Below are 26,903 nucleotides of genomic sequence, written 5' to 3' on the forward strand. Positions count from 1 at the left end.
AGAGGCCGGGTCCGGTCGGGTGGCTCCGTGTCAGGAACGGACCAGGCGGGCGATGGCGTCGGAGGCCTCGCGCACCTTCTCGTCGGCCTCGTCGCCGCCGTTGGCCACGGCGTGTGCCACACAGTGCTTGAGGTGCTCGTCCAGCATGGACAGGGCGAAGGAACGCAGCGCCTTGTTGACCGCGGAGGTCTGGGTGAGGATGTCGATGCAGTACTGGTCGTCCTCGACCATCCGCTGAAGGCCCCGAATCTGGCCCTCGATGCGGCGGAGCCGGTTGATGTGGCTCTGCTTGTCGCTGCTGTAACCGTGGTTCGCCGCCATGCCACCGTCTCCGTGTCGTTCCTGCTCAGCTGCCATAACAATACCCCCTCAAGGTATTCAAGCGGGGAGCTTCGCGGTCTATTCCGCCCGTCCGGGCGTCGACCGGCGGACCATTTGTCACCAACCAGGCCGTACGAGAAGTTTCCCAGACCGCCGGGGCCGGTCGCTCCGTCCGCGCCGACACCGGGGGCTTTGCCCTGGTTGACGTGATCTTGCCGCGAGTGGCCCGCAAGCGTCCCGGGGGGGCGGACCCTCGGAACCCTATGATCACACTCGGTAATCAAGTAAATCCTTAAAGTGAGGAGTCGGCCGTGGGTGCACACATGGCGGCGACACGGGCCACCACCCTGCGGCGAAGGGGCGTGGCCGTGGTTGCCTCCGTGCTGCTCGCCTCCGGAGCCGTCGCCGCTGGTGCGACCTTCAGCGCCCGTGACGCGGTCGCCCAGCCCGCCACGCCCTACGCGTCCTCCACGTGGGGAAGTCTCACCCTGGACCCCGGCGTCTACGGCGGCGGCGCGGTCTCCGGCACCCTCAACGAGCTGGAGGTCAGCGGCAACGGCAACCAGCAGTGGGACATCAACACCGGTCCGGGTTCGGAGATCTCCGACTACCTGACCTCCGCCACCGGCACGGCCGAGGTGAACGTGCAGAGCGCCCCCGAGTCGGGGATGTCCAACGCCAACGGAGCCTTCACCAATCTCGACGTGCCCTCGCCCGCCACCGGCGGCGCCGCGGCGGTGGTCAACCAGGGGCCGTTGCAGCCCAACGGGAACCACCGCCTCTTCACCGTCTCCACCTGGAACAACCGCGTGCAGTGCGCCCCTCCGGCCGGGGTCATCATCCAGGACTCCACCACCGCGCCCATGTTCCTGGGGCGTCTCGTCGACGCCCCGCCACCCAACTCCGCCGGCACCGCCGTGACCGTGCTCGACTTCCCCGGAGACTACGGGGACGGGATCACCAACGCCCGCGTCACCGTCACCATCACCCACGTGTACGAGATCGAGGACCCCTTCATCGGACACGCCCGCACCGACTACACCGCGGTCGTCCAGGGCCAGGACGCCGACGGCAACGCGGTGGGGGGACCTGAGACGCTCTTCGACATGACACTGGGCGACGTCCGGGCCGACTGCCACGAGCTCGTTCCCCAGACTCCGTCGCCGATCCCGATCCCCACGTCGACGCCCACGGAGTCACCGATCCCCACGGAGTCGCCGAGCCCGAGTCCGAGCCCGAGTCCCAGCCCGAGTCCCAGCCCCACGCCGTCTCCGAGTCCCACGGAGTCGCCGAGCCCGTCTCCGACACCCGGCCCCACGCCGTCTCCGAGCCCCACGGGGTCGCCCGGCCCGACACCGTCGCCCACACCGTCTCCGACGCCCGGCCCCACGGAATCACCGAGCCCGAGCCCCACCGGATCGCCCAGCCCCACGCCGAGCCCCACGGAACCTCCGGGCCCGAGCCCTCGTCCCACACCGTCTCCCACGGAGTCCCCGAGCCCGTCGCCGTCACCCACGCCTCCTCCGACGGGGTCACCGAGCCCGACGCCGTCCCCGACGGAGGCTCCCGGTCCATCGCCGTCGCCTACGGAATCTCCGAGTCCGACACCGTCTCCGACCGGGTCACCGAGTCCCACACCGGGTCCGACATCCGGTCCGTCGCCGTCTCCCACGGGGTCGCCGAGCCCGTCCGAGTCGCCGTCCCACCCCGGGTACCCCCACCCCGGCTACCCGCACCCCGGGCCGCAGGACGAGCGGCCGACGCTGCCGGTGACCGGAGCCAGCGTCACCGCGCTGGTCATCGGGGGCCTCGCGGCGGTCGCGGCGGCGGTCGCGGCCTTCGCGGTCTCGCGTAAACGTTCGGTCTGACCTGGGCAATCCCGGGACCGGGGCCCTTGCCCCCGGTCCCGGTCCGCGCTGACCATGACGGTATGAGCGACACCGCCGAGCAGGACATCATGACCACCATCCGCGGGCTGATGGACGAGGAGCACACGCTCCGCTCCGCCGAGGGAGGGCTCGATCCACAGGAGCGCCGCCGGATGCGGCAGGTCGAGGAGGCGCTCGACCAGTGCTGGGACCTCCTCCGTCAGCGCCGGGCCCGTACCGAGCACGGACAGGACCCGGAGGAGGCCCGGGTCCGACCGGTCTCCGAAGTCGAGAACTACCGACAGTAGTCAGGCCTGAGCGAAAACCAACGGTCCACTCCGAGCGTCAGTACAGATGACCGGGTCGGCCCCCGTACCCGGCCCCCCGCCCTGCCCGGCTCGCTCGAAGGAACGCCCCCATGTTCGCTTCACTGACCGGCCTCGGCCTCGCCTCCGCGGCGGGTCTGAACGCCTACGTTCCCCTCCTGATCCTCGGCTTGATGGCCCGATACACCGAGTTCGTCCCGCTCACGCCCGCCTGGGCCTGGCTGGCGCACCCCGCCACCCTGGTCATCATCGGCGTGCTGCTGGTCGTCGAGTTGGTGGCCGACAAGGTGCCCGCCCTCGACAGCGTCAACGACCTCCTCCAGACGGCGGTCCGGCCCACCTCGGGCGGGATCACGTTCGGTGCCGGGGCCTCGGCGGTGCAGCTCTCCGAGATCACCGAGATCTCCGGTGAGGCCTCGGCCATGTCGGTCGCCGCGACCGGCGTGAGCTGGGGAGCGGTCATCATCGGTGTGCTCGTCGCCCTGTTCTTCCACGTGGCCAAGGCGCTGGCCCGGCTGGTGGTGAACACCCTCACCTTCGGTATCGGCGCCCCGGTGGTCTCCTTCCTGGAGGACGTCGCCAGCGTGGTCACGGCCTTGCTGGCGATCCTGCTGCCCCTGCTCGTCCTCGTGGTGTTCCCCCTGATGGCGCTGCTCGGTGTGTGGGCCGTTCGCAAGGGACGCAGGGTGCGGGCGCAGCGCAAGGCCGAGCGCGAGGCCTCACACGGAGGGCCGGGGTCGGGCCCCTTCCCCGGGCCGGGCGCTGGCCCCCACCCCGGTCCGCCCTACCCGAGTTCCCCTCCCGGTCCCTACCCCGGCCCCCGGCCGGGTCCGCCCTACCCGAGTTCCCCTCCCGGCCCGTACCCCGGCCCCCGGCCCGGTCCGCCCTACCCGAGCTCCCCTCCCGGTCCCTACCCCGGTCCCCGGCAGGGGCCCGGACACGGCGTCCCACCCCAGCGGTGACACCCGCTGCGGCCTGCGCGGACGGCGGCGGGGTGGCGGAAAACGCATACCGGGACCGGGGCGCGGGGCCGTACAGTGCTGCCAATGGCTGAGATGACTTCCGCGAATCCGAACACCCACCACATCGTCTGGGACTGGAACGGCACCCTCCTGGACGACAACCACGCCAACCTCGCCGCCGTCAACGCGGTGTGCGCCCAGTTCGGCCGTGCGCCGGTCGAGCTGGACCACTGGCGCACCGTCTTCCGGCGCCCCCTCATCCCCTGCTACGAGGAACTCCTCGGCCGGAGCCTGTCCGCCGAGGAGTGGGAGCGCGTCGAGAAGACCTACGACGACAGCTACCTGGAACACCTGCACACCTGTCAGCTGGCCGCGGGCGTCCCCGACGTCCTCCACCAGTGGACCGGAACCGGGCGGACCCAGTCCCTGCTCTCGATGGCCACCCACGACCACCTCGTGCCCCTCATCGCCGAGCGCGGCCTGGGCTCGCACTTCACCCGGATCGACGGGCGCCGGTTCGAGACCGAGCACGACTCCAAGGCCGAGCACCTCGTGCACCACCTGGAGCAGCAGGGCCTGGACCCGGCACGCGTCGTGCTCATCGGCGACATCGACGACGACGCCCGCGCGGCCCGCGAGGCCGGAGCCCGCCCCGTCCTGGTCGCCAGCGGCCTCATGGCCCGTGAGCGGCTGGAGGCCACCGGCGCACTCGTCGTGGACACCCCGAGCGACGCGGTGGCCGCCGTCCGCGCCCTCTGACCCGGCCCCGTGACCCGGGTCAACGTGGCCCGTCCACCCAACGGACCCGGTCCGGGGGTGGGCGGGCCACGTTCGCGCGGCACGGCGGTGACCTGCGCTCTTCGCCCCGCCTCCCGTGTCCCCGTTAGCCCGGACCGGCCGCTCGCGCCGACGGCGGTGTGCTGTTAGATGTGTCTCACAGCAACACACAGCGACGCGATTGGGAAGGCCTGCAATGACGGAGAGCAGCGTGCCCCGTGTGCTCTGGGAGCCCGGTGAGGACCGTATCGAGTCCTCCAACATCGTCGCGTTCGCCCGGTGGGCCGAGCGCGAACGGGGGGTCAAGGCCTTCGGCGGCGGGGGCTCCACCGCCGCCACGGACTTCGACTTCGACACACTGTGGCGGTGGTCGGTAACCGACGTCGACGGCTTCTGGGCGTCCATCTGGGACTACTTCGGGGTCCGCGCCGCCACCCCGTACGAGAGCGTCCTCGCCGAACGCTCCATGCCGGGCGCACGGTGGTTCCCCGGGGCGACCCTCAACTACGCCGAGCACGTCTTCGAGGGGCGCGACCCCCACGCGGTGGCCATTCGCCACGCCACCGAGCTCAGGGCACTGGACTCCTGGACCTGGGGCGACCTTCGGGAGCGCACCGCAGCGATCGCCGCGGGCCTGCGCGAGCTCGGTGTGGGCCGGGGCGACCGCGTGGCCGCGTACCTGCCCAACCTGCCCGAGACCGCCGCGGCGTTCTACGCCGTCGCCTCCCTCGGCGCGATCTGGTCCTCCTGCTCGCCCGACTTCGGCGTGCGCAGCGTCATCGACCGCTTCGCCCAGATCGAGCCCAAGGTGCTGCTCGCCGTCGACGGCTACCGCTACGCGGGCAAGGACTTCGACCGCCGCCCGGTGGTGGGGGAACTGCGCGCGGCGCTCCCCACCGTCGAGCACACCGTCCTCCTCGACTACCTCGCCCCCGGGGAGCCCCTCGACGGGACCCTGTCCTGGGAGCGGCTCACCGAGGGCGGCGCGGACGCGGAGCTGACCTTCACCCCGGTCCCGTTCGACCACCCCCTGTGGGTCCTGTACTCGTCGGGGACCACCGGCCTGCCCAAGGCGATCGTCCAGGGCCACGGCGGCATCCTCCTCGAACAGCTCAAGAACCTGAACCTGCACCTGGACGCCCAGGCGCACGACCGGGTCCTGTGGTTCACCACCACGGGTTGGATGATGTGGAACTTCCTGGTCAGCGTGTTGTTGACCAGGGCGTCCATCGTGCTGTACGACGGCAGCCCCGCCCACCCGACCCCCGCCGCGGACGGCAGCCGGGCCCGGGCCGCGGCCCCTGACCTGGGCTCGCTCTGGGACCTGGCCGCGCAGGCCGGGGTGACGGTCTTCGGCACCAGCGCCGGATACCTGTCCTCGTGCATGAAGGAGGGTGTGCACCCCGCCCGGGGCCGCGACCTGTCCGCGCTCAGGGCGATCGGTTCCACCGGCTCCCCGCTCAGCCCGGAGGCGTTCTCCTGGGTGTACGAGGAGTTCGACGACGACCTGTGGCTGTTCTCCACCAGCGGCGGCACCGACATCTGTAGCTGCCTGGTCGGCGGGACCCCGACCCTGCCCGTGTACGAGGGCGAGATCCAGTCGCGCGGGCTGGGCATGGCCGTGGCCTCCTGGGACCCGGACGGCAACGAGCTGGTCGGCGAGGTCGGCGAGCTGGTGGTCACCGAGCCCGCCCCCTCCATGCCGGTGTTCCTGTGGGGCGACACCGACGGCGAGCGCCTGCGCGACAGCTACTTCTCCGTCTACCCGGGCGTGTGGCGGCACGGCGACTGGATCGAGATCACCGACCGCGGCACCGCGATCATCTACGGCCGCTCGGACTCCACCATCAACCGGGGCGGTGTCCGCATGGGCACCAGCGAGATCTACCGCGCCGTGCTGGCCCTGGACGACGTGGTGGACGCCCTGGTCGTGGACGTGCCGCAGAGCGACGGCTCCTCAAGGATCGAGCTCTTCACCGTGCTGCGGGAGGGCGCCGACCTGGAGGGCGACCTGCCCAGGGAGATCGCGCGCCGTATCCGCACCGACTGCTCGCCCCGGCACGTGCCCGACCGGGTCCGGGTGATCGCGTCGGTGCCGCGCACCCTGTCCGGCAAGGTGCTGGAGGTGCCGGTCAAGCGCATCCTCATGGGCGAGGACCCCAAGAAGGTGGCCAGCCGTGACTCGCTGGCCAACCCCGAGGCGCTGGACCACTTCAGCGAACTGGTCGACGACTGAGCCGGGGCGGCGGCGCCGCCCGCCGACAGGGCCCGGAGGAGCACCACTCCGGGCCCGGTCGGCCCCGTGGCCGGGTACGGCCGTCGCTCGCTCCGGGACAGAGCCGGGCGTAGCCTGACAACGTGTCCCAGAACCGATCCGCCCGCCCCCCGTCCGCCAGCCCGCCCGCGCCGGACCGGCGCCGTGTCGACGGCATCGACGCCGCGCGGGCGCTCGCGGTGTTCGGGATGTTCGCCGTCCACCTCGGGGTCGTCTCCTTCGGTCTGCTGCCCGAGGAACAGGGGTGGGAGCTGCACAGCCTCGTGCGCGGCAACTCCTCCGCCCTCTTCGCCTTCCTCGCCGGGCTCTCCCTGGCCCTGATGACCGGGCGCACCGCCCCGGTCGAGGGCGTCCGGTTGCGTGAGGCGGTCGTCCGCGTCCTGGCCCGGGCCCTGCTCATCGGGGTGTTGGGGCTGGTCCTGGACTCCTTCGCCGTGCCGGTGGCGATCATCCTCACCTACTACGCCGGGTACTTCGTGCTGGCGCTGCCGCTGCTACGGGCGCGCGCGGCCCCGCTCTGGGCGGCGGCGGGCGCCCTGGCGCTGCTGGGGCCGGTCGTGTCGTTCGCGCTGCGGCTGGAGTTCTTCCCGGCGGGCGTGCGCACGGGCGCGGTCACCTCGCTCACCGAGTTCCTGCTGACCGGCTACTACCCGGCGATCACCTTCATGGTGTTCGTGATCGCGGGGATGGCGGTGGGCCGCACGGACCTGACCTCCACCGCGGTGCGGGTCCGGTTGGCGGTCGGCGGGGCGGTCGCGGCGGCCTCGGGCTACCTGGGTTCGTGGGTGCTCCTCCAGCCGTTGGGCGGCCTGGACCGACTGACCGAGGCGGAGCACCCGTTCCTCGAGGGCCGACCGCTCAGCTCGCTCGACCCGGGGTACGCCGAGGACCTGCGTTACGCCACCACGGACCACGCCCACAGCATCAGCGGGCAGGTGCCCACGGACTCCTGGTGGTGGCTGGCGGTGAACACCCCGCACACCGGTACGACCTTCGAGATCCTCGAAGCGGTGGGACAGGCCCTGGTGGTCCTGGTGGTGTGCGTGGTGCTGGCCGAACGCCTTCCGCGCGTGCTGTACCCGCTGACCTCCGTGGGGAGGATGCCCCTGACCGTCTACACCGGGCACATCCTGGTCCTGGCGGTGGTCGTGGCGCTGCACCCGGAGGGTTCCGCGAGCGGCTCCTGGTACCTGGAGTACTTCGTCGTCGGCTCGCTGGTCTTCGCCAGCCTGTGGCCCTGGGCGGTGGGCCGGGGACCGTTGGAGACCGGACTGGGCGCCTTCGCCGACGCGGCGGTCGACTACGCGGGGGTCGGTCGCTCCGACCGTCCGGGGCCCGGGCCGGACGGCGAGCGCGGAGAGCGGGGACCGGGTCGCGACCCCGAAGGTCCGGACCCCGGGACGGGCACGGGCTGAGGCCCGGGCCGCCGCCCGTGCCCCGGTGCGGCCCCCGGTCCGGGGGTCCGCGCGACCGGTACGGGCGGGGGAGAACCGCTCAGGTCCGGTCCTCGGGCCGGGTGATGTGCGCGGACGTGCGGTCCCGGTGCGCCAGCGTGTCCGTGGTGGTGCGCGTGTTCTGCCGGATCAGCCGCCGGGCGTCGTCGGCGGCCGAGCGCGCCGCCTCCGGGCTGGCGACGGGGCGGGCCGACAACTCGGCGTCCTCGGGCAGGCCGATGTCCACGGGCAGCCCGGCCCGGCTGATCACCCGCAGTTGTGCCGACTCCTGCGACTGGGAGGGCCGGATGTCGCCGTCCGGGGTCTTCCACGCCGACAGCCGGTGCGCGAACCAGGGGGCGCCCCGAAAGTCCGGGCCGCTCTCCCACGCCATCCCGTCCGGGCGGTGGGCCAGGGCGTGCCGCAGGTCGGCCAGGGTCCACCCCGCCGAGAAGAACCGGGCGCTCTCGTCGCGCAGGGCCGCGAAGTCCACCCCGCGCAGGGAGGGGTCCTCCCGGCGCAGCAGTTCGCAGGCGTCGTGCACGGCGTGCGGGGTGTGCCGGGGCCGGTGCTCGGGGTCGGCCTCGGGCCTGCGCAGCAGGGAGTCGTCGATGTTCACGATCACCTCGCCCCGGCGGTTGTCCCAGATGCTCACGTCCTCGCGCGCCCACCCTTGGGACTCGGCCAACGCCGTGGCCATCCTGCGCAGGTCGACCTGCGTGTCGTCACTGCTGATCCGGAACTCCGCCATGCCTCCCAGCGTAGTCGCGCGCCCCCGCCGGGGAGGCCGGGGCCGGTACGGGTGGCGCGCCCTCGGGAGGGCATCCGGTCTAGACCGCGCTGCCCTCGCGGGTCCCGTTCCGCCCGCCCGGAACCACGCTTTCCGGGCTTTCCCCGCCCCTGATTGGAGGAAAGAACCATGTCGGCCGCCTTCGCCTCTTGGAGCCTCCTCCAACCTTCGGGGCGCGCACCCGCCCGGGCCTGACGGCGGACCGGCCCGGGGTTATGGTGACTGCCTGACGGCGGGGGACACCCACCCCGCGTCGAGCGAGGACACGCCGTTCGCGCAGGCAGCAGCGGACGGCCCCAGTTGAACCGACGAGCTGTAGGTGCCCGTGCCCCACACCGCATCCGTGCCCGAGGCGACGACCAACCGCGCGCTCCGGGCGTTCCTGCACGGCCTCCCGGGAGTCGACGAGGTCGGCGCCCGCGCCCGGGCCCAGGACCTGGCCACCCGGTCGATCAAGACCACCGCCAAGGCCCGCGCCATCGACCTGGCCGTCTCCATGGTCGACCTCACCACCCTGGAGGGCGCCGACACACCCGGCAAGGTCAGGGCCCTGTGCGCCAAGGCCGCCCTGCCCGACCCCGCCGACCGCACCGTGCCGCACGTGGGCGCGGTCTGCGTCTACCCCGACATGGTCTCCGTCGCCGTGGAGGCCCTGCGCGGCACCGGGATCGGTGTGGCCTCGGTGGCCACCGCCTTCCCCGCCGGTCGCGCACCCCTGGAGGTCAAACTCGCCGACACCCGGCGAGCGGTCGCCGACGGCGCCAGCGAGATCGACATGGTCATCGACCGGGGCGCCTTCCTCTCCGGCGACTACCTCAAGGTCCACGAGGAGATCGTCGCGGTCAAGGAGGCCTGCGGCGACGCCCACCTCAAGGTCATCCTGGAGACCGGCGAACTGGTCACCTACGACAACGTCCGCCGCGCCTCCCACCTGGCCATGCGCGCCGGCGGGGACTTCGTCAAGACCTCCACCGGCAAGGTGGCGCCCGCCGCGACCCTGCCCGTCACCCTGGTCATGCTGGAGGCCGTGCGCGACCACCACGCCGCCACCGGCCGCCGGATCGGCGTCAAACCCGCGGGCGGCATCCGCACCACCAAGGACGCCCTCCGCAACCTGGTCCTGGTCAACGAGACCGCCGGACCGGAGTGGCTGACCCCCGACCTGTTCCGCATCGGCGCCTCCAGCCTGCTCAACGACCTGCTCATGCAGCGCACCAGGCTGACCACAGGCACCTACCCGGGCCCCGACTACTACACGCAGGACTGAGCCGTGATCTTCGAGTACGCGCCCGCACCGGAGTCCCGCTCCGTCGTCAGCCTGCGCGAGACCTACGACCTGTTCGTCGACGGCGAGTTCACCCCGGCCCAGAGCGGTGAGTACCTCACCACGCTCAATCCGGCCGACGAGGAGGAGCTGGCCCGGGTGGCCGTCGCGGGGGAGGCCGACGTCGACCGCGCCGTCGCCGCCGCCCGCCGTGCCCACGACACCGTGTGGGGCCGCATGAGCGGCGCCGAACGCGGCAAGTACCTGTTCCGCATCGCCAGGATCATCCAGGAGCGCTCACGCGAACTGGCAGTCCTGGAGACGATGGACAACGGCAAGCCCATCAAGGAGACCCGCGACGTCGACCTGCCGCTGGTCGCCGCGCACTTCTTCTACTACGCCGGATGGGCCGACAAGCTCGCCCACGCCGGACTGGGCCCGAATCCCGCCTCCCTCGGGGTGGCCGCCCAGGTCATCCCCTGGAACTTCCCGCTGCTCATGCTCGCCTGGAAGGTCGCCCCGGCGCTGGCCACCGGCAACACCGTGGTGCTCAAGCCCGCCGAGACCACCCCGCTCAGCGCGCTGGTCTTCGCGGAGATCTGCCAGGAGGCCGACCTTCCCCCCGGCGTGGTCAACATCCTCACGGGCGCGGGCGAGACCGGACGGGCCCTGGTCCAGCACCCGGGCACCGACAAGGTCGCCTTCACCGGCTCCACCGGGGTCGGCCGCGAGATCGCCCGCGCCGTGGCCGGGACCGACAAGCGGCTCACCCTCGAACTGGGCGGCAAGGGCGCCAACATCGTCTACGACGACGCCGCCCTCGACCAGGCCGTGGAGGGTGTCGTCACCGGCATCTTCTTCAACCAGGGCCACGTGTGCTGCGCCGGTTCGCGCCTGCTCCTCCAGGAGTCGATCGCCGAGGAGTTCCTGCCCCGGCTCAAGGAACGCGTCGCCAAGCTCCGGCTGGGCGACCCGCTCGACAAGAACACCGACATCGGCGCCATCAACTCCGCCGCCCAGCTGGAACGGGTCCGCGAGCTCACCGCCACCGCCGACGAGGAGAACGTCGAGCGCTGGTCGCCCGCCTGCGACCTGCCCGCCAGCGGGTACTGGTTCGCGCCCACCGTGCTCACCGGCGTCAGCCAGGCGCACCGGGTGGCCCGTGAGGAGATCTTCGGCCCCGTGCTGTCGGTCCTGACCTTCCGCACCCCCGAGGAGGCGGTGGCCAAGGCCAACAACACGCCCTACGGGCTCTCGGCGGGAGTGTGGACCGAGAAGGGCTCCCGCATGCTGTGGACCGCCGAGCGCCTGCGCGCCGGCGTCATCTGGTCCAACACGTTCAACAAGTTCGACCCGACCAGCCCCTTCGGCGGCTACAAGGAGTCGGGATACGGCCGCGAGGGCGGCCGCCACGGTTTGGAGGCCTACCTTGGCTGAGCGGCGCGGCAACAAGAAGAAGGGCGCCGGTTCCGGGGAGGGGGCACCCGCCCCGGCCCGGATCGCGGTCCGCAAGACCTACAAGCTCTACCTCGGCGGGGCCTTCCCCCGATCGGAGTCCGGCAGGAGCTACCCGGTGACCTCAGCCGACGGCACCCACCTGGCCAACGCCTCCCAGGCCTCACGCAAGGACGCGCGCGACGCCGTCACGGCCGCCCGCAAGGCCTTCGGCGGCTGGTCCGGGCGCACCGCCTACAACCGGGGCCAGATCCTGTACCGGGTCGCCGAGGTCATGGAGGGGCGGCGCGCGCAGTTCGCCGCCCGCCTCGTCGAGGCCCTGGGCGCGACCCCCGCCGAGGCCGACCGCACCGTGTCCGCCGCCGTCGACCGCTGGGTGTACTACGCGGGCTGGACCGACAAGTTCGCCCAGGTGCTCGGCGGCGCCAACCCGGTCTCCGGCCCCTACTACAACCACTCCGCCCCCGAACCCACCGGCGTGGTCGCGGTGTTCGCGCCCCAGGGCGCCCCGCTGCTCGGGCTCACCTCGGTCCTCGCCCCGGTGATCGCCACCGGCAACACGGCCGTGGTGGTCACCTCCGAGGCCGCGCCCCTGGCGGCGATCGAGCTGGCCGAGGTCCTCGCCACCTCCGACCTGCCCGGAGGCGTCGTCAACCTGCTCACCGGGAGCGCGGGGGAGATCGGTCCGCACCTGGCCTCGCACGCCGACGTCAACGCCCTCGACCTCACCGGTGCGGGCGGGCACGCGGTGGAGTTCGAGCGGACCGCGGCCACCAGCCTCACCCGGGTGCTGCGCCCCGGCCCCGAAGCGACCGGGGGAGAGGACGCCTGGCTCGACACCGACCCCGGGACCTCCCGGTTGTCGCCCTTCCTGGAGACCAAGACGGTCTGGCATCCGGTCGGGGTGTAAGACTGACGGTCCGGCCCGCCCCCACCTTCCGGGGGCGGGAACGGCCCGACAGCCGAGTGGAGGAACGGTGTCAGCGAACACCCCCGAACAGGCCGAGCCCCCAACCACCGGGCCAGGCGCCCCCGAGCGCGTGCCCGGACTGCGCCTCGTGCGCCTGGACCGCACCACCCCCGAGGTGGCCCTGCTGCGCGAGGTCCTGCCCCGCCAGCGGGTCGCCCCCGACCAGCGCCGGTTCATCGACGAGGCGGTGCACACCCTGCCCCGCGCCGACCAGGACCCCGCACGCCATCCCTACGCCGTCGTACTCAACGACGGTCCCCTGACCGACCGAGCCACCGTCCTGCGCGCCTGCGTGGGCTTCGGGGTCATCGACCGGGTCGGCCAGCTCCGTACCCTCGTCGACGACCCGGAACGCGCCGTTCAGCTGCGCGCGTTCTACATCGCCCTCGAACACCAAGGGAAGGGGATCGGCCGCGCCGCCTGCTCCGCGCCACTGCTCGACCTGCTGGTGGCGGCGATCGCCCCCGACGCCACCGAGATCGCCCTGTGCGTCAACGACGGCAACGACATGGGCGAACGCACCTACCGGGCCGCCGGGTTCACCCCGAACGGCCGCCGCCACGACGCGGGTGAGCACGGCACGCAGTTCGTGTTGACCCGGCCGGTCGAAACCGGTTACCACCCTGTCCCCCAGCTCCCGGAGCCCCGGTGACCCGGTGGCGTGGATCGCGCAGACGGGCCGCCGGACTCTGGGACACCTCCCAGGTCCGGCTGGTCCGGCTGGACACGGGGACGGCCGAGGCGGACCTGCTCAGGGAGGCCGCGCTCTCGCACCGGCTGCCGCCGGAGCAGTCGCGCTTCACCGGGCTGCCCGCACGGACCCTGCCCGACGCCGACGGCGACCCCGAGCGCTTCCCCTACGCGGTCGTGGCCCTGGAGGGGCCGGTGGTCGGCCCCGAACGGGCGCGCGAGGCCTGCGCGGGATTCGGCGTGCTCGACCGCGTGATCCGCTCGGAGCTGGTCGACGCGCCGGAGCGTGCCGTACTGCTGCGCGCCTACTACGTCACGCCACAATGGCAGGGCCGCGGCGTGGGCCGGGCGTCGTGCTCCGCCCCCCTCCTGGACGGGCTGGTCCGCGAGGTCGCCCCGCACGCCAGGGAGGCCGTGCTCTGCGTCAACCGGGGCAACCTGCCGGCGCAGCGCGTCTACAAGGCCTCCGGCTTCGACTTCACCGGCACGGTCGTGCCCGGCGACGCGGGCCCCCAGGAAGTGATGTCGCGCCCCCTGGAGCCCGCACCCCACCCCGAACCGCGCCAGCGGTCCAGATGAACGGAGACACCCAGTGACTCGCACACCCCAGGCCGCCGCCGAAGAGGCCGCCGCCGAGCTGCGCGCGCGTACCGGTGTGGACAGCTACGACGTGGCCCTGGTGATGGGGTCCGGCTGGGCGCCCGCCGCCGACCTGCTCGGCGACTCCAAGCACGAGTTCGCCACGTCCGAGCTGCCCGGCTTCCTGCCCCCGGCGGTGGAGGGCCACAGCGGCACGCTGCGCAGCATCGCGGACGGCGACCGGAACGTGCTCGCCTTCCTCGGCCGCACCCACCTGTACGAGGGCCACGGCACCGACGCGGTCGTGCACAACGTCCGCACGGCCGTCGCGGCGGGCGCCGGGACCATCGTGCTCACCAACGCCGCGGGGGGCATCAACCCCGACTACGCGGTGGGCTCTCCGGTGCTGATCGCCGACCACCTCAACATGACCGCGCGCTCGCCGCTGACCGGCGCGACCTTCGTCGACCTGACCCGGACCTACACCCCGGAGCTGCGCGCCCTGGCCCGCGAGGTCGCCCCGGACCTGCCCGAGGGCGTGTACGCGGCCATGCCCGGACCGCACTTCGAGACCCCGGCCGAGGTGCGCATGCTCCGCGCCATGGGCGCCGACCTGGTCGGTATGTCCACGGTCCTGGAGGCCATCGCCGCCCGCGAGGCCGGTGCCCGGGTGTTGGGGATGTCCCTGGTCACCAACATCGCCGCCGGTCTGGAAGGTGCCAACCTCGACCACGAGGACGTCCTCGCCACCGGCCGCGACTCCGCCGCCACGGTGGGCCGCCTGCTCGCGGACATCGTGCGGCGCTTCTGAGCCGCCAGATGACGTGAACCCCCCCGGCCCGGCAGGGCCGCCACCGCCACCAACCGACCTCCGGACGGGAGATCCCCATGACCGACTCCGCCCTCCTCCGCCAGGCCGGGGACTGGCTCGACCAGGACCCCGACCCCGCGACGCGCGGTGAACTGGGTGACCTCCTGGCCCGGGTCGAGGTCGGCGACGGGCAGGCCCTGGCCGACCTCGCCGACCGCTTCTCCGGCCGTCTGGAGTTCGGGACGGCGGGGCTGCGCGGAGCGCTGGGGGCCGGACCCAACCGGATGAACCGGGTGGTGGTCATGCGGGCCGCCGCCGGGATCGCGGCGTGGCTGGGGGAGGGGCCCGCACACGTGGTGATCGGGTACGACGCCCGGCACCGGTCCGCCGACTTCGCGCGGGACAGCGCCGCCGTCCTCACCGGGGCCGGGCACCGGGTCTCCCTGTTGCCCGGCCCGCTGCCCACCCCGGTGCTCGCCCACACCCTGCGGCGGCTGGGCGCGGACGCGGGAATCGTGGTGACCGCCAGCCACAACCCGCCCCAGGACAACGGGTACAAGGTGTACACGGGCGGGTCCGGCGACGACGCGGGCAGTCAGATCGTCTCCCCGGTGGACGCCGAGATCTCCGTCGCCATCGACGCGGTGGGGCCGGTCGGCGCGCTCCCCCTCGGCGAGGACTGGGAGGTCCTGGGCGAGGAGGCGGTGGCCGCCTACCTGGACGCGGTCACCGCGCTGGTCCCGGACGGCCCACGTGAGCTGTCGGTGGCCTACACGCCCCTGCACGGTGTGGGCGGCCGCGTGCTGCTGGAGGCGGTCGGCCGGGCCGGGTTCGCCCCGCCCCGGGTGGTGGCCGAGCAGTTCGACCCCGACCCCGACTTCCCGACGGTCGCCTTCCCCAACCCGGAGGAGCCGGGGGCGATGGACCTGGCCCTGGCGGCGGGGGAGGCCCAGGGCGCCGACCTGGTGGTGGCCAACGATCCGGACGCCGACCGGCTGGCATTGGCGGTGCCCGGGTACGGGCTGCTGACCGGCAACGAGGTGGGCGGCCTGCTCGCCGAGTACGTCCTCGACCACACGGGCGGCGCGGACCGGGTGGTGGCCACCTCGATCGTCTCCTCCAGCCTGCTCGGCGCGATCGCCCGCGACCGGGGGGTGCGCTACGAGGAGACCCTGACCGGGTTCAAGTGGCTGGCCCGGGCGGGGCGGCCGGGCGAGAACCGGGTGTTCTCCTATGAGGAGGCCCTGGGCTACTGCGTGGGGGGCGACGACAGCCGTCCGGTGGCGGACAAGGACGGCATCAGCGCGGCTCTCGTGGCGTTGGCGCTGGCCGCCGAGGCGAAGGACCGGGGGCGCACGCTGGTCGACCTCCTCGACGACCAGGCCCGCAGGTACGGTCTGCACCTGAGCGACCAGCTGTCGGTCCGGGTGACCGACCTCGCGGAGATCGGGGCGGCGATGCGGCGGCTGCGCGCGCAACCGCCCGCCGCGTTCGGCCCCCTGAGGGTGACGGGGGTCGTGGACTTCGCCGACGGCCACGGGGGTCTGCCGCCGACGGACGCCGTGCGCTTCGAGCTCGGAGGGGGGACGCGGGGGCGGGTCACGCTGCGCCCCTCCGGGACCGAGCCCAAACTGAAGGCCTACGCCGAGGTGGTGTCGGAGGTCGGGGGCGACGTCGCTGCCAGCCGCGCGCGCGGCTTGGAACTGCTGTCCGAGCTGATGGCGGCGGTCGCCGGGGTGGTCGGGGGCTGAACCGGGGCGGGTCCGGTGCTACTCGCTCCCCTCGGCGGGTTCCACGACCGGCCGGTGGACGACCTCGTCGATGACGGTGAGCGTCTGGGTGGACGTCACACCGGGGAGGGACTGGAGTCGGCTGAGGATCAGGTCGCGCAGCTGGTTGGTGTTGGCGACGCGGACCAGCAGCACGATGTCGGCCGACCCCACCACGTACCAGCAGTACTCGATCTCGGGGTAGGACGAGAGGATCTCCCGGTTGGCCCGCCAGTCGGGCTGGCTGCCGGAGATGAGGACCAGCGCGGTGACGCCCAGCCCCATCTTGGAGTGGTCCGTCACCACGGAGTAGCCGCGGATGACCCCCTCGTCGGTGAGGCGCTTGATGCGGTTGTAGGCCGTGGCTCGGGAGACGTTGGCCAGCGCGGCGATCTCGGTGATGCCGGTCCGGGCGTCCTTGGCGAGCGCGCTCAGAATGGTCTGGTCGGTCGTGTCCGGCCGCCGGCCGTTCCTGTGCTGTTCGCCCATGGCCATGTGCGTGCTCCTCGTGTGCTCTTGTCGCAGGGCTCTGCTCCGTGCTGTCGTCATTGACAGGAAGCTCGGAAAAACCGGTCGGGAGATGTCGGACGCACGTTCCGTGGTGTTCGGGTCGGTGTGGGGGGCGGGGGGATTCGTGCGACCGGACCTCTTGTGCGAACCGCCAAACGGGGGAGTGGCGGAGAAGTTCCGACTGTACTCATGGTTGACGCACGCGGTAGGTCGAGGGTTTCCCTGACTGGGCACTAACTACACCCGATGTGCCAGATTCCGCCAGAAATTCTTGGTTTGGTACCCATTTCCGGCCTATTTGTCGTGACGGTTCGGGCATACGACGACTCCTGTGCGTGGCCTCCGGGGCGCCTCGCGGTGGGGCGGGAGGATGGTGGTGTTGATGGTGATTCGTGATGTTTGGCACTGCGTGTCGTTTTCGCTCGTTCGAGAGGTCTGATCCTGGACGATTGCGAACCAAACAGGGTTCAACGTTCGTGATCGTATCGACTGTACGGTCATATCTAGCGGAACTGTCCAGTTGTGCGGAGAATCAAGGGCAGACCGTGACCACCCCGAGCCCGGGTCGCGCCACCACGCGCGCAGGGCCACGTTGGGAGCCGCTCGACATGCCGACCCCAGAGCCCGAGGGACAGGGCCCCATCACCGTGGAGCACCTGCGCCCCGAACTCACCCGCGAGCTGTACCGCACCATGCGCACCGCCCGCGACCTGGACACGGAGGCCATCGCCCTCCAGCGCCAGGGCGTCTTCCCCGCCTACGTCTCCGTGCGCGGCCAGGAGGCCGCCCAGGTGGGCAGCGCCAGCGCGCTCGACCCCACCCGCGACTTCGTCTTCCCCACCTACCGCGAGATGGCCTCCGCCCTCGCCTACGGCGTCGAGATGGTCGGCTACATGTCCACCCACCGCGCCCTGTGGCACGGCGGCCTCTACGACGTCATGGAGTCCCGCTTCGGCGCGATCAACGCGGTCGTGGGCGGCCCCGTCCCCCACGCGGTCGGATGGGCGGTCGGAGAGCGGCTCCGCGGCGGCGACGGCGTCGCCATGGCCTACTTCGGCGACGGCGCCAGCTCCGAGGGCGACGTGCACGAGGCCATGAACTTCGCGGGCGTCTTCACCGCCCCCGTCGTCTTCCTCTGCCAGAACAACCAGTGGGCCCTGTCGGTACCCAACGAGCGCCAGGTCGCGGGCGGCTCCGTCGCCGCGCGGGCCGAGGGATACGGCATGGCCGGGGTCCTCGTGGACGGCAACGACGTCGGTGCCGTGTACACCGCCACCGCGGAGGCGGTCGAGCGCGCCCGCACCGGTGGCGGCCCCACCGTCATCGAGGCCCTCACCTACCGCGTCGAACCCCACTCCACCTCCGACGACCCCGGCCGTTACCGGGACGAGACCGAGGCCGAGCCCTGGCGCCGACGCGACCCCCTCGACCTCCTCCGCGCCGCGATCGTCGAGGCCGGACACGCCGACGAGACCGAGCTGGCCGCCGTCGACGCCGAGGCCGCCAAGCGTGCCGAGGAGATCCGCGACGGAGTGGCCGAGGCCCCCGAGCCGCACGGCTCCGAGCTGTTCACCCACGTCTTCCGGGAGACCACCGAGGAGCTGGCCCGGCAGCACCGCACCTGGCAGGAAGAGGTCGAGCTGTGACCGAGCTGATCGAACGCGCCGACGCCCCGGTGGAGTCCCCGGCGGTCGAACTGTCCATGCAGCAGGCGATCAACCGCGCCCTGCGCGTCCTGCTGGAGGAGGACCCCGACGTCCTCGTCTTCGGGGAGGACGTGGGCGCCCTCGGCGGTGTCTTCCGCGTCACTGACGGGCTCCAGAAGGAGTTCGGCGACCAGCGCGTCTTCGACACCCCCCTGGCGGAGTCGGCCATCATGGGCATGGCGGTCGGTCTGGCGATGAACGGCTGGCGGCCGGTCCCCGAGCTCCAGTTCGACGGATTCGCGTATCCGGCCGTCGACCAGATCGTCAACCAGGTGGCGCGCATGAACTACCGCACCCGTGGCGCGGCGCCCATGCCGATCACCCTGCGACTGCCGTCCTTCGGCGGTATCCAGGCCCCGGAGCACCACGGCGAGAGCCTGGAGGCGCTCTTCGCCCACACCCCGGGGCTGAAGGTCGTCGCGCCCTCCGACCCGGCCGAGGCCTACAGCCTGCTGCTCCAGTCCGTGCGCTCGGACGACCCGGTCGTGTACATGGAGCCCAAGGCGCGCTACTGGGACCGTCGCCCGGTCCGGTTGGGCGAGCCCACCGACCCCATCGGAACCAGCCGCATCGTGCGCCCCGGCCGCCACGCCACCCTCATCGCCTGGGGCGCCATGGTGCACCGCTGCGTCCAGGTGGCCGAGCTCGCCGCAGAGGACGGTGTGGAACTGGAGGTCCTCGACCTGCGCTGGCTCAAGCCCATCGACGCCGCCGGACTGGCCGCCTCGGTCGGCCGCACCAAGCGCGCCGTCGTCGTGCACGAGGCGCCGCTCACCGCGGGCCTGGGCGCCGAGGTGGCCGCCCTGGTCACCGAGAACTGTTTCCGGGAGCTGGCCGCCCCGGTCCAGCGGGTCACGGGGTTCGACGTCCCCTACCCGGCCGGACCGTTGGAGAACCAGTACCTGCCGACGATCGACCGCGTCCTGCTCGCGGTCCAGCGAACCCTGGAGTACTAGCCCGCATGGCAGAAGAGAACATCACCTTCACCCTCCCCGACCTGGGTGAGGGCCTGGTCGAGGCGACCGTCCTTGAGTGGCAGGTGGCGGTCGGGGACACCATCGGCCGCAACGACCCGCTGGTCGAGGTGGAGACCACCAAGTCCGCCGTGGTCATCCCCTCGCCCAAGGCCGGTCGCGTGGTCGAACTGCACGCCGAGGAGGACCAGGTCGTCCCGGTGGGCGCACCCCTGGTGACCTTCGCGGTGGAGGTCGAGGAGAAGGCACCGCAGGCCGGAATCGTCGGACGGGTCCCCTCCGAGGACGCCGCGCCCAAGCGTCGGGTCCGGCTCAGGCCGCCGACGGACTGACACGCTCGGGGCGAGGGCCCGTTCGGATGTCGACACGAACGGAGCGACCCTTCGGGTCATTCCGTTTATAGGAACATCTGAATGGGTCCTCGCCCGCTTCCGGTAAAACCCACCCCCGGCACGAGAACGGAATGGATTCATGAACGCGAATCCCGTCGGAGACGTGACAATCCGTTATGCGGATTTGCCGTCGCAGGCCCCCGGCGACCCCGTACCGGTGCTTCTGCTGCACGGTTTCGGGACCAACTTCGAGATGAATTGGAGCGCGGCCGGGTGGCCGCGCGCCCTCGACACCGCCGGGCGCCGGGTGATCGGACCCGACCTGCGCGGGCACGGGGGCAGTGACAAGCCCACCGACAGCGGGCTCTACCTGCCCGAACACTTCGTCGCCGACGTCCTCGCCCTCCTCGACCGGCTGGAGGTGGAGCGGGTCGACGTCGTCGGCTACTCGATGGGTTCCCGGATCGCCTGGGAACTCGCGCTCACCGCCCCCGACCGGGTGCGCCGGACGGTCCTGGGCGGCTTCGGCCCCGCCAACGCCCTGGCGGGTCTGGACACCGCCGAACCGGGCACGGGCGACACCCCCTTCGATCACGTGTACCGGACCGTGGTCGGGCTCCCGGGCAACGACGCCGCGGCGCTCGCCGCCTGTGTCCGGGGCCAGGCGTCCCGGCCCTTCCAGGAGGAACCCCGTCCCACGGGGGGCCCGATGCTCCTGGTCGCCGGGGCCAGGGACACCGTCGCCGAGGGTGCCGCAGGGCTCGCCGAGCGTTGCGGAGGCGCCTTCGTGGAGGTGCCCGGACGCGACCACGCCAACGCCGTCTCCTCGCGTGTCTTCAAGCAGGCTGTGGCGGAGTTCCTGGAGGGGTGAGTCCGAGCTCACGCGCCGTGGGCCAGTCCGGTCTAGACCGGCTGGGCCCCAACAGGCGAACGTGACCGACGGTAAGGGTTGCGACACACACGGTCGCACTGCCGGATTCGTCGGGAGAACCGGAGGTCAAAAACAGCGATAAGGAGGAAGGTTGCCCCGGCCGGGTGTGCTCTTGGTAACTTCCCGGTAAGGCCCCGTGTCGCTCTGCTCTCGCCTTCATAACAACTCCGGCTGTTCGTTAGATGTACATTCGGCCAGCGGATATCGTCCGGCTGCAGAACTCAGGTCGGTCCCGCGCGGAATGCGGTCCGCTGAGAGGGCGAAGGGGAGACTTTCAAGTGAAGCGCAGCAACGCAGCCAAGTTCGCGGCGGTCGCCGCCGCGGGCGTGCTGGCACTCACCGCGTGCGACAACGCGGCCGATGACAGCGCTGCCGAAGGCGGCGACAGCGACGGGATCAGCGTTGGTCTGGCCTTCGACGTTGGTGGCAAGGGTGACCGCTCGTTCAACGACTCCGCCTATCGGGGTCTGACGCAGGCGGCTGAGGAACTCGGTGTCGAGATCACCGACTTCGAGCCCGCGGAGAACGAGGCCGACTCCGACAAGCAGGATCGCCTCGCGAACATGGCTCGTGAGGGCTTCGACGTCATCATCGGTGTCGGGTTCGCCTACCAGGAGCCCATGGAGGCGGTGGCCGGGGACTTCCCGGACACCAACTTCGCGATCGTCGACTCCGAGATCGACGAGGACGAGTTCCCGAATGTCACGAGCCTGGTCTTCTCTGAGGAGCAGGCCTCCTTCCTGGCCGGCGCTGCTGCCGCCCTGACCACGGAGGAGGACCATGTCGGTTTCGTTGGCGGAGTCGAGACCCCGCTGATTCGCAAGTTCGAGGCCGGATACGTCGCGGGCGTCGCGCACATCAACGAGGACATCAACGTCGAGGTCGACTACCTGAGCCAGCCTCCGGACATGAGCGGCTTCAGCGACACGGCCAAGGGGCTCCAGGGGGCCCAGGCCCAGTACGATCGCGGCGCCGACGTGATCTACCACGCCGCCGGCTCCGCTGGAATCGGAGTCCTCGAGGCCTCGGTCGAGAACGACTTCACCTTCATCGGTGTCGACAGCGACCAGTACCTGAACGCCGAAGAGGACCAGAAGCCGCATGTCCTGACCTCCGCCATCAAGCAGGTCGACCTCGCTGTCTTCGAGATGATCAAGTCCGTGGTCGACGGTTCTCCGCAGACCGGCGTCCAGAGGTTCGACCTCAGCCAGGGCGGCGTTGACTACACGCTCTCCAACGAGGAGGCCATCGAGCCGATCCAGGAGGAGCTCGAAGCGATCAAGCAGGAGATCATCGACGGCGACATCGAGGTTCCGACCCAGCCGTAGCTGCCGTTTGACAAGGTTGCGCCTCATCGCGGCCCAGGCTGCGATGTGCCCCAGGACGGTGCCGGAAGCGGAGCAGACCCCTTCCGGTGCCGTCCCGGTTGCCGTTTTCCGTGACGATGGTGTCCGGACACGACCGCACAGGTCCCGTACACCACGTTGCTGTTTTCACGAGGAGAAAGATGAGCAGCACGCCATCGGGCGATGAGGCCTCAGGGCCTCTCGCCGTTGAGCTGCGCGGGATCACGAAGCGTTTCCCCGGCGTCGTGGCCAACCACGACATCGACATCTCCGTGGCTCCCGGTACCGTGCACGCCATCGTCGGCGAGAACGGGGCGGGTAAGTCCACGCTGATGAAGACCCTGTACGGCATGCACCGGCCGGACGAGGGCACCATCCGCATCCGGGGCCAGGAGGTGCGCTTCCACTCGCCCTCCGACGCCATCAAGCACGGCATCGGCATGGTGCACCAGCACTTCATGCTGGCCGACAACCTCACGGTGCTGGAGAACGTCGTTCTGGGCGCCGAGCGCAGGCACGGCATCGGCCGCAGGGCCCGCGCCCGCATCCGGGAGCTCTCCGCCCAGTACGGTCTCGGTGTCGAGCCGGACCGCCTCATGGAGAACCTGGGCGTCGGTGACCGCCAGCGCGTGGAGATCCTGAAGGTGCTCTACCGGGGCGCCGAGACCATCATCCTGGACGAGCCCACGGCCGTGCTGGTGCCGCAGGAGGTCGACGAGCTCTTCGACAACCTGCGCGTGCTCAAGCGCGAGGGCCTCACGGTCATCTTCATCTCGCACAAGCTCGACGAGGTCCTGTCGGTCGCCGACGACATCACCGTGATCCGGCGCGGCACCACCGTGGCCACCGCCGACCCGCGCACCACCACCGCCCGAGAGCTGGCCACACTCATGGTCGGCGGCGAGCTCCCCGTCCCCGAGCTGCGCGAGTCCACGGTGACGGACCGGGTCGTGCTGTCCCTCAACGGGATCACCGTTCTCTCTCCCGAGGGCCGATCCGTCGTCGACGGCGTCACCCTGGACATCCGCGAGGGCGAGATCGTCGGCATCGCCGGTGTCGAGGGCAACGGCCAGTCCGAGCTCATCGAGGCCATCATGGGGATGCGGCGGGTCGCCTCCGGCAGCATCTCCCTCGGCGGGGACGACACCACCACGTGGTCCACGCTGCGCATCCGGGAGGCGGGTGTCGGCTACATCCCCGAGGACCGCCACCGGCACGGCATCCTGCTCGACTCCCCGCTGTGGGAGAACCGCATCCTGGGCCACCAGACCCGCACACCCAGCGTCAACGGCGCCTGGATCGACCGGACCGGCGCCCGCGCCGACTCCGAGCGGATCGTCGCCGAGTACGACGTGCGCACCCCCAACATCGACGTCGTCGCCGACGCGCTGTCCGGGGGCAACCAGCAGAAGTTCATCATCGGCCGGGAGATGAGCGGGAACCCCCGCTTCCTGGTCGCCGCCCACCCCACCCGGGGTGTGGACGTCGGCGCCCAGTCGGCCATCTGGGAACAGCTGCGCGAGGCCCGAGCGGCCGGCCTGGCCGTCCTGCTCATCTCCGCCGACCTCGACGAACTCATCGGCATGTCCGACACGCTCCACGTCATCCTGCGCGGCCGCCTGGTCGCGGAGGCCGACCCGACCAGCGTCACCCCCGAACAGCTCGGCTCCGCCATGACCGGCGCCGGCCTGGACGGGGCGGTGGCACACACAGAAGGTGGCAGCGGTGCTCAAGGCACCCCTCAAGACGAGAGCGAGGACGGCGCGTGAGTAACTCCGGACGCCGTACCGTCGCCACACCGATCGTGGTCCTTCTCGCCGTCCTCGTGGGAGGTGTGACCACCGTCGTCCTCGACGTGTTCCTGCTGTGGTGGGCGGCACTCCTCATCGGTGTGACCCTCTCCTTCGGTCTGGTGGCGGTGTTGGCGCCGTACACCCCGGACCGGACCCGTGTGGGCGCCGACGGTACCAAGGAAGAGGGCACCCCCCTCCACAACGTCCTCGTCGTCCCGATGTCGTTGATCCTGGCGCTCGCGGGCGGTTTGGTCTCTGCCTGGGTGCTCGACCTCCAGTTGCTCGAGCCCGTCGCGGCCGCGCTCGGCGCCGTGATCGGAGCACTGCTCGCGTTCGTGCTCTTCCACCGTCTCGCGGCGATGATGGCGTTGTCCTTCGCCGCGGTGCTGACCGCGGCCGTGATCGCGGTCGCCGTCACCGCCGCGGTGCTCTACTTCAGCGGAATCGCACCGTTCCAGACCTTTGGTCGGATGGCGGAGTTCGGCACCCGGCCGGACAGCCTGGTGCAGATCATCAACAACAGCATCACGTTCTACCTGGCCGCGGTGGCAGTGGCGCTCGGATTCAAGATGGGGCTCTTCAACATCGGCGTGGACGGCCAGTACCGGCTCGCCGCGCTGTTGGCTGCCGCGGTGGGGGGTTACGTCATGCTCCCCCCTGTGCTCAGCCAGATCGTCATCATCGTCACCGCCGTCGTGGTCGGTGGTGTGTGGGCGGGTATCGCCGGATACCTCAAGGTGGCGCGAGGTGTGTCCGAGGTGATCTCCACGATCATGCTCAACTCCATCGCCACTGGTATCACCGCCTACCTCTTGAGCACCAACCGTCTCGCGGTCGAGATCAGCACCAACAACATCGGTACTCCGCCCATGCCGGAGTCGGCATGGGTACCGGGAATCCCCGCGACCTTCCTCGGCTCCGAGAGGGAGATCTATGGCCTGATCGTCCTCGCCGCCGCGGTCGGCGTTCTCTACTGGTTGATGCTCAACCGCACCCGGTTCGGATTCGAGCTGCGGGCCACCGGCCAGTCGCAGTCCGCCGCCGAGGCCAGCGGCGTGAACGTGAAGAAGATGGTCTTCCTGTCCATGCTCTTCTCGGGCATGCTCGCCGGACTGGTGGGTCTGCCCCAGCTGCTCGGGCACTCGCACTACTACGCCCTCGACTTCCCCGCTGGTATCGGCTTCATCGGCATCGCGATCGCGCTCCTGGGCCGAAACCATCCGGTCGGCATCGTCTTTGCCGCCTTGCTCTGGGCCTTCTTGGACCAGGCGGCGGGCATCCTGCCCTTCGACGGAATCCCGCAGGAGATCGCCGTCATCGCGCAGGCCACCATCGTCCTCACGGTCGTCGTGGTCTACGAGGTCGTGCACCGCTGGGGCCGTCGCTACCAGCAACAGCAGATCGGTAAGCAGCTCGGCAGGACCGTCGAGTCCAGCGGGGAGGCGAAGTGAGCCAGGAACTGAACGTCAAGGAATCAGTGAAACCGCCGTTGCGTCCCAGGGGGTGGGCTCGTTGGCGCGTCCTCACCCTCTTCGCCGCGGTGCTCGTTTCCCTGGCCGGCCTGCGTGTCATCACCGGCCAAGACATGCTGACCGACGCGGGTACCATTCGCACCACGCTCACCTTCGCGGTCCCGATCGGTCTGGCAGCCCTCGGAGGGCTGTGGGCCGAACGCGCGGGCATCATCAACATCGGCCTCGAAGGCATGATGATCCTGGGAACCTGGTTCGGCGCCTACTTCGCCTGGAGCACCGGGAATCCGTGGATCGGCCTTCTCGCGGGCATCTTGGCGGGGATGGCTGGCGGACTACTGCACGCGGTCACCACGGTCACCTTCGCGGTGGACCAGATCGTGTCCGGTGTCGCGATCAACATCCTCATGCTCGGCGCGATGCGCTATCTGTCGATCCTGGTCTACGCGGACGTGGCCGGTGCCGGGGCCGCTCAGTCGCCAGCCACTCCCAACTTCCCGGTACTGAACATGCCGGTCATCCCCGATCTGCTCCAGCCCCTGGCGGCCAGCGGCGTGTTCTTGGCCAGCGACCTCGCGGCCATGGCGATCGGGTTGACCACCAGGATGTCGGCGTTCACCCTCCTGGCGCTGCTGATGGTTCCGCTGACCTATCTGGTGCTGTGGAAGACCGCCTTTGGTCTGCGGCTGCGTTCGGTCGGGGAGAATCCTGACGCCGCGGAGTCCCTCGGAGTGGCGGTCTATCGTCTCAAGTACACCGCGGTCATCATTTCTGGTGGACTGGCGGGAATGGGCGGTGCGTTTCTCTCCCTGGTCGCCGCGAGCATCTATCAAGAGGGACAGACCGGTGGTCGCGGGTACATCGGACTCGCCGCGATGATCTTCGGTAACTGGCGTCCGGGTGGGCTGATCATGGGGGCCGGGCTGTTCGGGTACACCGACGCCCTCCAGCTCCGCGGTGGTGGCGCGGCCATCCACGCGATGCTTCTGCTCCTGGTGGCGGCGCTACTGGCCTGGACCCTGTGGAGCACGCGCGCGACCCTCCTCGGCCGGGTCGGTTCCGTGGTCGTCGTGATCGGTGCGCTGGTGTACGCCCTCGCTGCGGCTGGTCCGTTGGCCGCCCAGGCCGACGTGTGCTATCCGGTCTCGGCACTCCTTCTGCTGGTGGGTCTGGCTCTGGCTCTGTGGAGTACCTGGAACAGAGGAGACTCCCCGCTGGCGCTGGTCTCCGTCGGGCTGAGTGTGGTCGGCGCGCTGGCCTACTGGACGAGTTCCTTCACGGACCTCGTCATGGGCGACGTCTCGCTGACCACCGTCTATGTCGTGCTGACGTTGTCGGGTCTCGCTGCCGCGCTCGTAGCGATGTGGAAGACCGAGAAGCGGACCGCGGGCCTTACCGCTCTGGCAGTCGGAGTGGCCTCGTTCCTGCTGTTCTGGTACTTCAGCACCGACTCGCTGCCGCGTGAGCTGGCCACCTACAGCCCGCACATCGCGACCCTGCTGGTGCTCTCGTTGGCGTCGCAACGGTTGCGCGCGCCCGCCGGAGTCGG

General features: G+C 71.1%; 22 protein-coding genes and 2 pseudogenes. 21 read left to right on the plus strand and 3 right to left on the minus strand.

The features are described 5' to 3' along the window. Nucleotides 1-30: 30 nt before the first annotated feature. Nucleotides 31-321 (minus strand): metal-sensitive transcriptional regulator, encoded by a 291-nt coding sequence (locus tag ACFYL4_RS23030; RefSeq protein WP_357759319.1) that lies wholly within the window; start codon nt 319-321, stop codon nt 31-33. Between the two features lie 311 nt (nt 322-632). Between ACFYL4_RS23030 and ACFYL4_RS23035 the strand changes: the two genes are divergently transcribed. The 6 genes and pseudogenes from ACFYL4_RS23035 (at nt 633) to ACFYL4_RS23060 (ending at nt 7,944) form a co-directional block, all read left to right on the plus strand. After that, nucleotides 633-2,189, plus strand: coding sequence for an LPXTG cell wall anchor domain-containing protein (locus tag ACFYL4_RS23035; protein WP_387520866.1), 1,557 nt, complete (start codon nt 633-635; stop codon nt 2,187-2,189). 62 nt (nt 2,190-2,251) lie between these two features. Continuing rightward, complete coding sequence (locus tag ACFYL4_RS23040) at nt 2,252-2,497, plus strand: DUF2630 family protein (RefSeq protein WP_357759324.1); 246 nt, start codon at nt 2,252-2,254, stop codon at nt 2,495-2,497. A 110-nt stretch (nt 2,498-2,607) separates the two neighbouring features. Beyond that, a pseudogene (locus tag ACFYL4_RS23045) lies at nt 2,608-3,270 on the plus strand (DUF4126 domain-containing protein); the annotation flags it as partial. Between the two features lie 291 nt (nt 3,271-3,561). After that, nucleotides 3,562-4,236 carry an HAD hydrolase-like protein gene (locus tag ACFYL4_RS23050; protein WP_357759327.1) on the plus strand — a complete coding sequence of 225 codons (675 nt, stop codon included), beginning with the start codon at nt 3,562-3,564 and terminating at the stop codon, nt 4,234-4,236. A gap of 214 nt (nt 4,237-4,450) precedes the next feature. Continuing rightward, nucleotides 4,451-6,490 (plus strand): acetoacetate--CoA ligase, encoded by a 2,040-nt coding sequence (locus ACFYL4_RS23055; RefSeq protein ID WP_387520870.1) that lies wholly within the window; start codon nt 4,451-4,453, stop codon nt 6,488-6,490. Between the two features lie 122 nt (nt 6,491-6,612). Next, nucleotides 6,613-7,944 (plus strand): heparan-alpha-glucosaminide N-acetyltransferase domain-containing protein, encoded by a 1,332-nt coding sequence (locus ACFYL4_RS23060; RefSeq protein ID WP_387520873.1) that lies wholly within the window; start codon nt 6,613-6,615, stop codon nt 7,942-7,944. Nucleotides 7,945-8,023: 79 nt separating this feature from the next. On the opposite strand, the gene ACFYL4_RS23065 is transcribed toward ACFYL4_RS23060, so the two are convergent. Next, on the minus strand, nt 8,024-8,713 hold the full coding sequence (locus ACFYL4_RS23065) for a hypothetical protein (protein WP_357759336.1): 690 nt from the start codon (nt 8,711-8,713) through the stop codon (nt 8,024-8,026). Nucleotides 8,714-9,071: 358 nt separating this feature from the next. Here ACFYL4_RS23065 and deoC point away from each other — a divergent pair, with 358 nt between their 5' ends. From deoC to ACFYL4_RS23100, 7 genes are all read left to right on the plus strand, one after another. Further along, complete coding sequence (deoC, locus tag ACFYL4_RS23070; protein WP_357759338.1) at nt 9,072-10,019, plus strand: deoxyribose-phosphate aldolase; 948 nt, start codon at nt 9,072-9,074, stop codon at nt 10,017-10,019. A 3-nt stretch (nt 10,020-10,022) separates the two neighbouring features. Beyond that, nucleotides 10,023-11,453 (plus strand): aldehyde dehydrogenase family protein, encoded by a 1,431-nt coding sequence (locus tag ACFYL4_RS23075; RefSeq protein WP_387520877.1) that lies wholly within the window; start codon nt 10,023-10,025, stop codon nt 11,451-11,453. Continuing rightward, on the plus strand, nt 11,446-12,381 hold the full coding sequence (locus ACFYL4_RS23080) for an aldehyde dehydrogenase family protein (RefSeq protein WP_387520880.1): 936 nt from the start codon (nt 11,446-11,448) through the stop codon (nt 12,379-12,381). The genes ACFYL4_RS23075 and ACFYL4_RS23080 overlap by 8 nt, the downstream gene beginning before the upstream one ends. A gap of 67 nt (nt 12,382-12,448) precedes the next feature. Beyond that, nucleotides 12,449-13,093: a GNAT family N-acetyltransferase gene (locus ACFYL4_RS23085; protein ID WP_387520883.1), complete on the plus strand. Its 645-nt coding sequence runs from the start codon at nt 12,449-12,451 to the stop codon at nt 13,091-13,093. After that, nucleotides 13,090-13,710, plus strand: a complete 621-nt coding sequence (locus ACFYL4_RS23090) for a GNAT family N-acetyltransferase (protein ID WP_387520886.1) — start codon at nt 13,090-13,092, stop codon at nt 13,708-13,710. The genes ACFYL4_RS23085 and ACFYL4_RS23090 overlap by 4 nt, the downstream gene beginning before the upstream one ends. A 13-nt stretch (nt 13,711-13,723) precedes the next feature. After that, nucleotides 13,724-14,521, plus strand: coding sequence for a purine-nucleoside phosphorylase (locus tag ACFYL4_RS23095; RefSeq protein WP_387520888.1), 798 nt, complete (start codon nt 13,724-13,726; stop codon nt 14,519-14,521). A 77-nt stretch (nt 14,522-14,598) separates the two neighbouring features. After that, complete coding sequence (locus ACFYL4_RS23100) at nt 14,599-16,272, plus strand: phospho-sugar mutase (protein ID WP_387520891.1); 1,674 nt, start codon at nt 14,599-14,601, stop codon at nt 16,270-16,272. A gap of 18 nt (nt 16,273-16,290) precedes the next feature. On the opposite strand, the gene ACFYL4_RS23105 is transcribed toward ACFYL4_RS23100, so the two are convergent. Next, nucleotides 16,291-16,785, minus strand: coding sequence for an Lrp/AsnC family transcriptional regulator (locus tag ACFYL4_RS23105; protein WP_017546759.1), 495 nt, complete (start codon nt 16,783-16,785; stop codon nt 16,291-16,293). 623 nt (nt 16,786-17,408) lie between these two features. On the opposite strand from ACFYL4_RS23105, the gene ACFYL4_RS23110 reads away from it, so the two are divergent. The 8 genes and pseudogenes from ACFYL4_RS23110 to ACFYL4_RS23145 form a co-directional block, all read left to right on the plus strand. After that, nucleotides 17,409-18,446 carry a thiamine pyrophosphate-dependent dehydrogenase E1 component subunit alpha gene (locus tag ACFYL4_RS23110; RefSeq protein WP_387520895.1) on the plus strand — a complete coding sequence of 346 codons (1,038 nt, stop codon included), beginning with the start codon at nt 17,409-17,411 and terminating at the stop codon, nt 18,444-18,446. Continuing rightward, nucleotides 18,443-19,462 carry an alpha-ketoacid dehydrogenase subunit beta gene (locus ACFYL4_RS23115; protein ID WP_357759363.1) on the plus strand — a complete coding sequence of 340 codons (1,020 nt, stop codon included), beginning with the start codon at nt 18,443-18,445 and terminating at the stop codon, nt 19,460-19,462. The genes ACFYL4_RS23110 and ACFYL4_RS23115 overlap by 4 nt, the downstream gene beginning before the upstream one ends. 5 nt (nt 19,463-19,467) lie before the next feature. Continuing rightward, the gene (locus tag ACFYL4_RS23120; protein WP_357759366.1) at nt 19,468-19,812 is read left to right on the plus strand and encodes a biotin/lipoyl-containing protein; all 345 of its coding nucleotides are present in this window, start codon (nt 19,468-19,470) and stop codon (nt 19,810-19,812) included. A 139-nt stretch (nt 19,813-19,951) separates the two neighbouring features. Continuing rightward, entirely contained in the window at nt 19,952-20,683 is a 732-nt protein-coding gene (locus ACFYL4_RS23125) for an alpha/beta fold hydrolase (RefSeq protein ID WP_387520899.1), read from the plus strand. Nucleotides 20,684-21,021: 338 nt separating this feature from the next. After that, a complete protein-coding gene (locus tag ACFYL4_RS23130) occupies nt 21,022-22,071 on the plus strand; it encodes a BMP family ABC transporter substrate-binding protein (RefSeq protein ID WP_357759372.1) in 1,050 nt (349 codons plus the stop codon). 179 nt (nt 22,072-22,250) lie between these two features. After that, the gene (locus ACFYL4_RS23135) at nt 22,251-23,858 is read left to right on the plus strand and encodes an ABC transporter ATP-binding protein (protein WP_387520901.1); all 1,608 of its coding nucleotides are present in this window, start codon (nt 22,251-22,253) and stop codon (nt 23,856-23,858) included. 32 nt (nt 23,859-23,890) lie between these two features. Next, complete coding sequence (locus ACFYL4_RS23140) at nt 23,891-25,333, plus strand: ABC transporter permease (RefSeq protein WP_387521009.1); 1,443 nt, start codon at nt 23,891-23,893, stop codon at nt 25,331-25,333. Beyond that, a pseudogene (locus tag ACFYL4_RS23145) lies at nt 25,330-26,365 on the plus strand (ABC transporter permease); the annotation flags it as partial. The gene ACFYL4_RS23140 and the pseudogene ACFYL4_RS23145, both read left to right, overlap by 4 nt. Between the last annotated feature and the right edge of the window lie 538 nt (nt 26,366-26,903).

Origin of the sequence: Nocardiopsis sp. NPDC006938 (assembly GCF_042869555.1) — a bacterium.
In the GTDB taxonomy this organism is placed as follows: Bacteria; Actinomycetota; Actinomycetes; order Streptosporangiales; family Streptosporangiaceae; genus Nocardiopsis.

Coding starts and splice junctions, on each gene's coding strand:
- ACFYL4_RS23030 (WP_357759319.1), bottom strand. CDS start 321: ATGGCGGCGAACCACGGTTACAGCAGCGACAAGCAGAGCCACATCAAC.
- ACFYL4_RS23040 (WP_357759324.1), top strand. CDS start 2,252: ATGAGCGACACCGCCGAGCAGGACATCATGACCACCATCCGCGGGCTG.
- ACFYL4_RS23050 (WP_357759327.1), top strand. CDS start 3,562: ATGGCTGAGATGACTTCCGCGAATCCGAACACCCACCACATCGTCTGG.
- ACFYL4_RS23055 (WP_387520870.1), top strand. CDS start 4,451: ATGACGGAGAGCAGCGTGCCCCGTGTGCTCTGGGAGCCCGGTGAGGAC.
- ACFYL4_RS23065 (WP_357759336.1), bottom strand. CDS start 8,713: ATGGCGGAGTTCCGGATCAGCAGTGACGACACGCAGGTCGACCTGCGC.
- ACFYL4_RS23100 (WP_387520891.1), top strand. CDS start 14,599: ATGACCGACTCCGCCCTCCTCCGCCAGGCCGGGGACTGGCTCGACCAG.
- ACFYL4_RS23105 (WP_017546759.1), bottom strand. CDS start 16,785: ATGGCCATGGGCGAACAGCACAGGAACGGCCGGCGGCCGGACACGACC.
- ACFYL4_RS23110 (WP_387520895.1), top strand. CDS start 17,409: ATGCCGACCCCAGAGCCCGAGGGACAGGGCCCCATCACCGTGGAGCAC.
- ACFYL4_RS23120 (WP_357759366.1), top strand. CDS start 19,468: ATGGCAGAAGAGAACATCACCTTCACCCTCCCCGACCTGGGTGAGGGC.
- ACFYL4_RS23125 (WP_387520899.1), top strand. CDS start 19,952: ATGAACGCGAATCCCGTCGGAGACGTGACAATCCGTTATGCGGATTTG.
- ACFYL4_RS23135 (WP_387520901.1), top strand. CDS start 22,251: ATGAGCAGCACGCCATCGGGCGATGAGGCCTCAGGGCCTCTCGCCGTT.